This window comes from Burkholderia sp. ABCPW 111 (assembly GCF_000773065.1).
Lineage (GTDB): Bacteria > Pseudomonadota > Gammaproteobacteria > Burkholderiales > Burkholderiaceae > Burkholderia > Burkholderia savannae.
In genome coordinates this window covers 1-7,933 of the sequence record NZ_JPWT01000007.1, presented here as the reverse complement: position 1 = coordinate 7,933, position 7,933 = coordinate 1, and the positions used below count along the sequence as shown (strand labels likewise).

Below are 7,933 nucleotides of genomic sequence, written 5' to 3'. Positions count from 1 at the left end.
CGATCAAGGTCATCAAGCGCAGGGCCTACGGGTACCGTGACGAGGAGTACTTCTTCCTCAAGATCCGCGCCGCGTTCCCCGGAATTCCGCGATGAACCAGAAAAAAGCCCGCTTCCGAGGAAGCGGGCTTGTCGCTCCGGCATGCGGACGCTATTACTGCACACCCTTGCTCGCGAGGAAATCTTCGTAATTCCCGCCGAAGTCGACGAGCTTGCCGTCCGTCGTCACTTCGATGATCCGGTTCGCGAGGCCGCTCACGAATTCGCGGTCGTGCGACACGAAGATCAGCGTGCCTTCGAACTTCTCGAGCGCGATCTGCAGCGACTCGATCGACTCCATGTCCATGTGGTTCGTCGGCTCGTCCATCAAGAGCACGTTGTGGCGGCCGAGCATCAGCTTGCCCCAGATCATGCGGCCCTTCTCGCCGCCCGACAGCACCTTCACCGATTTCTTGATGTCGTCCGCCGAGAACAGCAGGCGGCCGAGCGTGCCGCGCACCATCGTCTCGTCGTCGCCGTCCTTGCGGTACTGGTCGATCCAGTCCATCAGCGTGACGTCGTTCGGGAACTCCTCGTAGGTGTCCTGCGGCATGTAGCCGACGTTCGCGTTCTCGGCCCACTTCACCGTGCCGTGATCGAGCGCGAGATTGCCGACGAGCGCGCGCAGCAGCGTCGTCTTGCCCGCGCCGTTCTCGCCGATGATCGCGATGCGCTCGCCCGGCTGCACCGACAGGTTGAAGTTCTCGAAGATCGTACGCTCGTACCGCTTCGTGATCGAATCCGCGACCACCGCGATGTTGTGCAGCTTCTTCTCGAATTCGAAACGGATGAATGGGTTCTGCCGCGAAGAAGGCTTGAATTCCTCGATCTTGATCTTGTCGATCTGCTTCGCGCGGCTCGTCGCCTGGCGGGCCTTCGACTTGTTCGCCGAGAAGCGGCGCACGAAGTCCTGCAGCTCGGCCACGCGCTCCTTCGCGCGCGCGTTCGCGGCGGCCTGGCGCTCGCGCGCCTGCGCGGACGCGAGCATGTAGTCGTCATAGTTGCCCGGCCACACCTTCAGCGTGCCGTAGTCCATGTCGGCCATGTGCGTGCACACCGAGTTCAGGAAGTGACGATCATGCGAGATGATGATCATCGTCGAGTCGTAGTTGTTGAGCGTGTCTTCGAGCCAGCGGATCGAGTTGATGTCGAGGTTGTTGGTCGGCTCGTCGAGCAGCAGCACGTCCGGATTCGAGAACAGCGCCTGCGCGAGCAGCACGCGCAGCTTCCAGCCCGGCGCGACGTCTCGCATCGGACCGCTGTGGAATTTCTCCTCGATGCCGATGCCGAGCAGCAGCGCGCCCGCGCGCGCCTCGGCGTCGTAGCCGCCGTACTCGGCGAACTTCGCCTCGAGCTCGGCCGCGTGCATGTAGTCGTCGTCGGTCGCCTCGGGGTTCGCGTAGATCGCATCGCGCTCGGTCATCGCGGCCCACATCTCCGTGTGGCCCATCATCACGACGTCGAGCACGCGCACGTCCTCGTACGCGAACTGGTCCTGGCGCAGCTTGCCGAGACGAACGTTCGGCTCCAGCGCGACGTTGCCCGCGGACGGCTCGAGATCGCCGCCCAGGATCTTCATGAAGGTCGACTTGCCGCAGCCGTTCGCCCCGATGAGGCCGTAGCGGTTGCCCTCCCCGAACTTGACCGAGATGTTCTCGAACAGGGGCTTGGGCCCGAATTGCATCGTGATGTTGGCGGTAGAAAGCACGGCAGATCCCGTTAAGAGATAGATCGACGGAAAACCGGGCATTTTAACAGGAGTCGGTGAATCGCAGGGCCGCATGTCCTTCTTGCCCCGAAAACGGGCGTGCGATACGCCCGCTTTTCCTTCGGCGGCCGACATGAAAATTGGCGTCGAATCGCCGGCCCGCCGCGCTCGCGGCACGGCCATGTCCTCCGGGGAGAAAGCCTCGTGACGCAAAGCCAGTTGGATTGCGCGTCATGCCGGCCCAGCGAGCCCCGTCCGGCCTGCCGGGCCGCCACGACCGCCACCCCGGCGGCAGCGGAGCCCCTTCACCCGCGGCTTATCGAGCGCGCGAGATCCGTCATGCGGGCGTTCGCGCCACGCCGCTGCGTCGACAGCGATGAAGCGCCCGCGCGCCGATCTCATCGATCTCATCGATCTCATCGATCTCATCGATCTCATCGATCTCATCGATCTCATCGATCGCGTCGATCGCGTCGATCCGGCCCGCACGCGCCGCCGTCACTTGCCGGCGCTCGCCGCCTTTTGCGGCGCCTTCAATTGCGCAAACAGCTCCGAGCACGGCACGTCCCTGTTGTTGCTCGGCGCGATCAGCGGGATCAGCGCCGCGAGCGGATTCAGCAGCCCGAGGCCGACCATCGCGCCCGCGCGCAGCGCAAGCGCGCCCGCATCGACGCCGACGTCCGGATTCTTGAACGTCCCCTTCACGTACAGCGGCGAGCGCAGCGAAAACACGCGGAACCCCTTCGTATGCGGGTGGACCTTCAGGTTCATCGACTCGTTGCGCAAGTCGATCGGGCCGTCGATGTTGATCAGCGCGTCGTCGGTGTCGAACGCAAACAGCCTCGTGTCGAGCAAGCCGTTGGTCGCCACGAAATCAACGGCCGCGCAATTGATCTTCACGTCGTGGCCGCCGAACATCTTCTCGTAGAGGACGTTGGCGACGTTCAGACCCGCGGCTTCCATCAGCAACCTGCTGATCGCGCCGTTGGTCATGATCATCTTCACTTCGCCGTTCGACGTCGCCGCGAGCGCGGCGGGCGAGTTGCCGGTCGCGGACAGCGCCGCATCGCCGTTGATCTCGCCGAGCGCGGACTGCATGACCTTCTGCGTCGGGAACAGCTGCCTGAGTTTCAGATGTCGCGCGGCGACCGCAAAGCGGCCCTTGAGCGGCGCGGCGCTGCCGTCGAGACGCGCGGTGGTCGCGAGCGAGCCGCCCGCGACGCCGAACTTCAGCGGCTCGAGCGACAGCACCCCGTCCGTCATCACGATGTGCGTGTACAGATCGGTGATCGGCAGCGCAGCGCCCTTGATCAGCTTGCGGCCCGTGAACTTGACGTCGGCGTCGAGCGCGCGCCAGCGGTCGGTGCGGAACGTCTCGACGGGCAGCACGCGGCCGGGCGGCTGCTTCGTCGTGTCGCCGCGCTGCGCCTTGCTCGCGGCCGTGTCGGCGCCGACGATCGGCGCGAGGTCGGAGAACTGCAGCAGGTTCGACACGAGCTCGCCCGACAGCAGCGGCCGCGGCTCGCGCTGCTGGTACGCAAGCGTGCCGCGCAGATCGCTGCCGCCGACGCGGCCGTTGAAGTTCTCGTAGCGGAACGTGCTCGCGCGCCGCTTGAAATTGCCGAGAAGCCGCCCTTCGGTCGCGTACGGCGGCGTGTCGGGCAAGGTCACGCCCGTGAGCGCATACAGATGCGACATGCTCGAGCCTTGCAGCCACAGGCGCAGGTCGACCGCCGCGAGATGGACGGGATCGGTGAGCGTGCCGACGATCGCGAGCCGCGTGTCGCCCGCCTTCACGTCGGCCTGCAACGGGAACGGCCGCGACGCGTCCTGAAGCGCGAGCACGCCGCCCATCTTGCCCGTACCGTCGATCGGCACGCCCTTGTAGCGGCCCTTGACGGTCAGGCCGAACGCGTAGGTCGGGCCGGCCGGCTTCGCCGCGGCCGCGGCGGATGCTGCGCTCGCGCGGCTTGCGCCGCCGCTTGCCGCATCGTTTGCCCCCGAAGCGGCCGCGCTCGCCGCGACGGCCGACGCGGACGAGCCAGCCGACGTCGACGATGCGCCCGCGCCCGGCGCGGACGTCCGGCCCGCGGCGCTCGAGCCGGACGATGCGGCGGCCTTCGACGAACCGGATGCGGCCGTCGGAACGCGCTTGCCCGCCGCGTTGGCCTGCTCCGCCCCCTGCGCCGACCGTCCGACGGCGGCAGCGCTACCGCCCGACGCCGCGGCATTCGCGCCCGACGCGCCGCTCGCCGCGGCCGCGCCGCCTGCTCCGGACGCCGCCGCGACCGATGCCGCCGATGCAGCCGAAGCCTCGGACGCGATCTCGGCCTTCGCCTTCGCGGTCAGCTGCGCCGCGCCCTTCTTGCCGACTCGCTGCGCGGACGCCGCCCGCGACGTCTGCTCCTGCTGCGCGAGCACGTCGCCGAGCGGAATCGGCTGGCCGAGCGTGTCGATCGCGACGGTCAGATCGGCTTTCGTGATCGCGTCGCGATACGCGACCGTGCCCTTCGCGAAGCCGAAGTCGCGCAATTGCACCTTCCACGGCGACGGGCCGGAAGACTTCTTGAATTCGAACGTCCAGTTATTGCGGCCGTCGGCGAGGCGCTCGACGTCGAGCGCCGGATTGACGAGCTCGATCGACGGAATCACGACTTCGTGTGCGAGGAGCGGCAGCACCGCGAGCTCGAAGCGCGCTTCGTCGAGCGTCGCGAAATTGGGGGCCTTCGCCCAGGCCGGATTGCCGATGACGACCTGGCTCGCCGAGAACACCGGCCACGGCACCCACGCGCGCCAGCCGGCCTCGCCGTCCGGGCGCCGCCAGCCAACCTTGATGTCGCCGCGAATCTCGAACGGGCGGCCGATCGACGCGCTCGCCTGCTCGTTGATCCAAGGTTTCGCACGATTCCAGTCGAACGTGAAAACGAACACGCCGAGCGCCGCGGTGAGCACCGCGAAGATGCCGACGATCCACGCCGCGGTTTTGACGAGGGTACGGGTGAGCGTCATGCCAGATTCCGTCGTTGTTCTTCCTGAACCGGCAACGCCGCGCAGCGTGCGCGACGCTGCCACTCACGGTTATTATGGCGCACGATATCGCGCCACCGTCCCCAATTTACCGTTTTTTGCGTTTTTTGCATTTATGACAGCCGATGTCCTGATCGAAGCCCGGCGGATCGCCCGCCGCGACGCGGCGAGCGGCAAAACGCTCCTGGCCCCGACCGATTTCGCGCTCGCGCCGGGCGAGCGGATCGCGCTCACCGGCCCGTCGGGCTCGGGCAAGAGCGTGTTCCTGCGCGCGCTGGCCCTCCTCGATCCGCTCGACGGCGGCGAGCTGCTCTGGTGCGGCAAGCGCGTCGCGCGCGCGGCGATTCCGCGCTACCGGCGCAGCGTCGCGTACGTTCGGCAACGCCCGGCGACGGCCGACGGCACCGTCGAGGATCTGCTGCGCTACCCTTACTCGCTCGCCGTCTACCGCGATGCGCGCTTCGATCGCGCCCGCGTCGCGCGCCTCGCCGCGCAGGCCGGCCGAGGCGACGATTTTCTACGCAAGGCCGCAAGCGAATTGTCGGGCGGCGAGGCGCAGATCGCCGCGCTGCTGCGCGTCTTGCAGCTCGATCCGGACGTGCTGCTGCTCGACGAGCCGACTTCCGCACTCGACCCCGATTCGACCCGCGCAATCGAGGCGCTCGTGTCCGCGTGGTTCGACGCGGCGCCGCATGCGCGCTCGTCGCTGTGGATCTCGCACGATCCGGCGCAGGCGGCGCGCGTCGGCAGGCGGTGCCTGACGATGCACGCCGGCGTGCTCGGCGCCGCCGCGACGGAGGGTGCCCGATGAACGCGCCGCTGCAGGATCTGAGCCTCGTCGACGTCGGGATCGCGGCCGCGCTCGTCGCGATCAACGGCGCGATCTCGGCCGCGCTGTCGCTCGGCCTCGGCCGCAAGCTCGCATGGGCCGCCGCGCGCACCGTCGTCCAACTGCTCGCGATCGGCTACGTACTCGGCTGGGTGTTCGGCCATCCGCGCTGGAACGTCGTGCTGCCGCTCGTCGCGCTGATGACGCTGATCGCGGGCTTCGCGGGCGCCGCGCGCGGCAAGCGGACCTACGCGGGGCAGCGCGCCGACAGCGTCCTGTCGATCTGGGCGAGCAGCTGGTTCGTCGCGGCGATCGGACTGTTCGTCGTGATCCGCATCCATCCGTGGTACGAGCCGCAATATGCGATCCCGATTCTCGGGATGATTCTCGGCAATACGCTGACGGGCGTGTCGCTCGGCATCGAGCGGATGATGGAGGAATTGACCGCGCGGCGCGACCGCGTCGAGACGGCGCTCGCGCTCGGCGCGACGCGCTGGGAGGCCGCGCAGGACGCCGCGCGGCAGGCGGTGCGCGCCGGCATGCTGCCGACGCTGAACCAGATGGCCGTCGTCGGCGTCGTGAGCCTGCCGGGAATGATGACGGGCCAGGTGCTCGCCGGGCAGTCGCCGCTGCAAGCGGTCCGCTATCAGATCGTCATCATGTTCCTGATCGCGGCGGCGTCCGCGCTCGGCACCGTCGGCGCGGTGCTGTGCACGTACCGGCGGCTCTTCTCCGCCGAGCACCGGTTTCTCGCCTCGCGGCTCCTCGAGCGGGGGACGGCCAGGAACGGCGGGTAACGCGCGGGCGTTCGCGTTGGGGATGTCGATGCGCGGGGCGGTCGCTCGATCACTCGTCGCGTCGGTCGGCTGGGGATGGTCGGCGAGTTGATTGACGGTTGGCGGTTGGCGGTCGGCGGTCGGCGGTCGGCGGTCGGCGGTCGGCGGTCGGCGGTAGTGATTGTCGCCGGTTCGAACGGCCGTGGAACACGACGTCGCTTGGCGGCCAATGGACTGCCCGGACATCGACGCGTGAATCGACGCTCGAATCGCCGAGCCCGTCGCCGATGCCGCTCGGCAGCGCCGCGCAAACGATGCGAATGCACCGCCCGGGCATCGCGCACGCTCCGACCTCCGGCACGTGCCGCGCAGCCCTCCGTGCAGCACATGCGTCATCCGCCGTCCGGAAGGCGCCGCGCCACCGCGCTCACCGCTTGATCGACACCGTGATCTTCGTGCCGTCGCGCATCGAGATCGACTTCGAGCCGCCTGTCGAGATCGACAGCCACTTGACCTGGCTCACCGTCACGACATTCGGACACTGCAGCGTCTTGCCGCCCGCCGCCACTTTCTTCGTGCCGTTCGGCGCGCTCGCCTGGAAGCTCAGCTGCACGTTCGCGACGCCCTTGCTGTCGACGGACGGCGCAAGCCGCACCTGCGCCTGCCGGACCATCGCGCCGTTCGCGTCGCGCGGCAGCGTGTCGGCGCTCGGGCACGCGTCGGACATCGGCACGGCGCCCGACGGCGGCACCGACTTCCAGTTGAAATCGTCGGTTTCGCCGGAGCGGATCTTGCGCGTCTCCTGCATCGTGCCGAACTGCTTCGAGTCGACCTTGACCGTGTATTGAAGCTGGCCGTCGTTGCCGCCGAGCACGCTCGCCTTGATGGGCGGCGCCGCGTGCGCCGCATACGCCGAGAGCAGCGCTGCGACGGCGCACGACGCAACGAGCGGCGACAGAATGCGTTGACTCATGCTGACCTCTCCTTTTATGGCGACGAACTGCGCGAATCGCCGGGTTATCGATGCATGACGCAATGCCAGTCTAACGCGAAGCGGCACGCCTGGCGCCTGCCGCGCATCGGGTGTTACCCCTGCTTGCACGATCTGCGTCAAGCGTGCGTGGCGCGCGATCGACGTTCGAGGTTCGCTCGAAGAGGGCCATGCAGACGCGATCGACGCGCCCGGAACCGTGCACGCGAGACGGCCGCATCACCGCCGCTCGCCAGCCTCGGCGCCTGCTTCGCCCTGCTTGTTTCGCCCTTTGTCGTGTGCGATGAAGCACGGCTATGCCTTGATCGCTTTCCCGCCGTCGGCATGCACGTGTGGGTTGCGGGTGGCGCGCGTGCGCGCCGTCGTCGCGATACTCGTCGATCCAACGCACGCTGGCGCACGCTGCTGCGCCGAATCGCTTGCGCGACCGCATCGAGCCCGCCGTGAACCTCTCGCATTGAACACTGTCCCGCGAGAACCGAGAACCGAGAACCGAGAACCGAGAACCGAGAACCGAGAACCGAGAACCGAGAACCGAGAACCGAGAACCGAGAACCGAGAACC

General features: G+C 67.9%; 6 protein-coding genes. 2 read left to right on the top strand and 4 right to left on the bottom strand.

Features of this window, described 5'->3' with window-relative positions; translation table 11 throughout:
• Positions 1-153 precede the first annotated feature (153 nt).
• The 3 genes from X946_RS03735 to X946_RS03730 all read right to left on the bottom strand — a co-directional run bounded on the left by X946_RS03735 (position 154) and on the right by X946_RS03730 (position 4,755).
• Positions 154-1,746, bottom strand: a complete 1,593-nt coding sequence (locus X946_RS03735; protein WP_038744280.1) for an ABC-F family ATPase — start codon at positions 1,744-1,746, stop codon at positions 154-156.
• 337 nt (positions 1,747-2,083) lie between these two features.
• Positions 2,084-2,248, bottom strand: a complete 165-nt coding sequence (locus X946_RS34920) for a hypothetical protein (protein WP_161788634.1) — start codon at positions 2,246-2,248, stop codon at positions 2,084-2,086.
• Positions 2,245-4,755: an AsmA family protein gene (locus X946_RS03730; protein ID WP_038744277.1), complete on the bottom strand. Its 2,511-nt coding sequence runs from the start codon at positions 4,753-4,755 to the stop codon at positions 2,245-2,247. Before X946_RS03730 ends, X946_RS34920 begins: the two co-directional genes overlap by 4 nt.
• 133 nt (positions 4,756-4,888) lie before the next feature.
• Between X946_RS03730 and X946_RS03725 the strand changes: the two genes are divergently transcribed.
• Positions 4,889-5,584 carry an ABC transporter ATP-binding protein gene (locus X946_RS03725; protein ID WP_038744275.1) on the top strand — a complete coding sequence of 232 codons (696 nt, stop codon included), beginning with the start codon at positions 4,889-4,891 and terminating at the stop codon, positions 5,582-5,584.
• Positions 5,581-6,399 carry an ABC transporter permease gene (locus tag X946_RS03720; protein ID WP_038744272.1) on the top strand — a complete coding sequence of 273 codons (819 nt, stop codon included), beginning with the start codon at positions 5,581-5,583 and terminating at the stop codon, positions 6,397-6,399. The genes X946_RS03725 and X946_RS03720 overlap by 4 nt, the downstream gene beginning before the upstream one ends.
• Positions 6,400-6,805: 406 nt before the next feature.
• Here the strand turns inward: X946_RS03720 and X946_RS03715 are convergent, their stop codons facing one another.
• Positions 6,806-7,351, bottom strand: coding sequence for a DUF6013 family protein (locus X946_RS03715; protein ID WP_038744270.1), 546 nt, complete (start codon positions 7,349-7,351; stop codon positions 6,806-6,808).
• Between the last annotated feature and the right edge of the window lie 582 nt (positions 7,352-7,933).